This window comes from Ideonella azotifigens (assembly GCF_006519715.1).
Taxonomy (GTDB): domain Bacteria; phylum Pseudomonadota; class Gammaproteobacteria; order Burkholderiales; family Burkholderiaceae_C; genus Ideonella; species Ideonella azotifigens.
Map to the genome: position 1 here is coordinate 1 of NZ_VIDT01001077.1, position 1305 is coordinate 1305.

2 protein-coding genes are annotated in these 1305 nt (G+C 64.8%); both read right to left on the reverse strand.

Annotation, left to right across the window (positions count from 1 at the left end):
- Positions 1 to 526 (reverse strand): SMC-Scp complex subunit ScpB (scpB, locus tag FKP22_RS30700; RefSeq protein WP_141291969.1); only part of this gene is annotated, 526 nt, incomplete at its 3' end.
- Between the two features lie 503 nt (positions 527 to 1029).
- Positions 1030 to 1305, reverse strand: a 276-nt coding sequence (locus FKP22_RS33195) for an RluA family pseudouridine synthase (protein WP_510606735.1), incomplete at its 5' end; no start/stop codon positions are given.

Here is a 1305-nt window from a genome sequence, read left to right on the forward strand (position 1 = left end):
CGGCGTGGCCACCGCCAGCCGATTCCAGCAAGGGCAAACGATCCAGGCTTTCCAGCCCGAGGTCGTCCAGGAACTGCCGCGTGGTGGCATACAGCGCCGGCCGGCCCGGGGCGTCCCGGTGGCCGATGGCTTCGATCCAGTTGCGGTCTTCCAGCTGCTTCATGATCTGGCTGGACACCACGACGCCGCGAATGTCCTCGATGTCGCCGCGTGTGACCGGCTGCCGGTAGGCAATGATGGCCAGGGTTTCGAGCACAGCGCGCGAGTAGCGCGGCGGCTTTTCCGGATTCAGCCGGTCCAGGTATTCGCGCATTTCCGGCCGGCTCTGGAAACGCCAGCCTGAGGCCAGGCAGACCAATTCCACGCCCCGCCCCTGCCAGTCCCGCCCCAGTTCGTCGAGCAGGTAGCGCAGCGTGTCAGCACCGACCTGGTCATCGAACAACACCCGCAGTTCGCGCAGCGGCAAAGGCTGCGCCGCGCACACCAGTGCTGTTTCCAAAACGCGCTTGGCGTTCTCTGTATTCATGGACACACGTCGATGGACCAGGCCTTGGGACAGGCGGTTTTGTCGCCGCAGTGGGCGGACTGTTTCGGCATCAAAGGCTGCATGGGCAGACAGGCAAATACCAGCGGCCAGCCCCATCCTGGCAAACGGATGAAGCGAACAACAGCGGCTGGCATGCCGACTCAATCACCGGCACAGCAAAAACCTGCGGCGGGCATTTTTCAGGGTTGCCGAATTCGGGCGAGTGGTGCGACGGGCTGTGTTGCGGCTTTTCTGCACACAGGCGGTGGCAACGAGGCAACGTCTTGGGCCCTGATCTTCAGGGCGCCGCGGACCGGATTGTGAACAATCAAGGGCCCAATGCCTGCCACGTTCGCAAAGCTTCTCAGAGCGCTTCGCACCATACACCGAGGGCTGCTGGATGCATCTGCCCACCCAAGGCGCGCAGTACAAACTCGGTTCACCAACTCGGTTCAGTTGCGAATTGTACAGCCTGCCCGCTGGCCGGCGGCAATAAAAGAGCTTCAGCCCGAAACTGAAGTCTGCTCCGGCGCATGGTCAGGCGCAATCTGCGCCCAGGCCTGGGCCAGATCAGCCGGCGGTGGCACGCGAAACAGCAGCGGCTCGCGGGTGACCGGATGCTCGAACCCCAGTTCCACCGCGTGCAAGGCCTGCCGCAGCAGGCCGAGCCCTGGCACGCCGCCATACACCGCGTCGGCCAGCAGCGGGTGCCCGCGCTGGCTCAGGTGCACCCGGATCTGATGCGTGCGGCCGGTGTGCAGCTTGCAGCGCACCGCGCT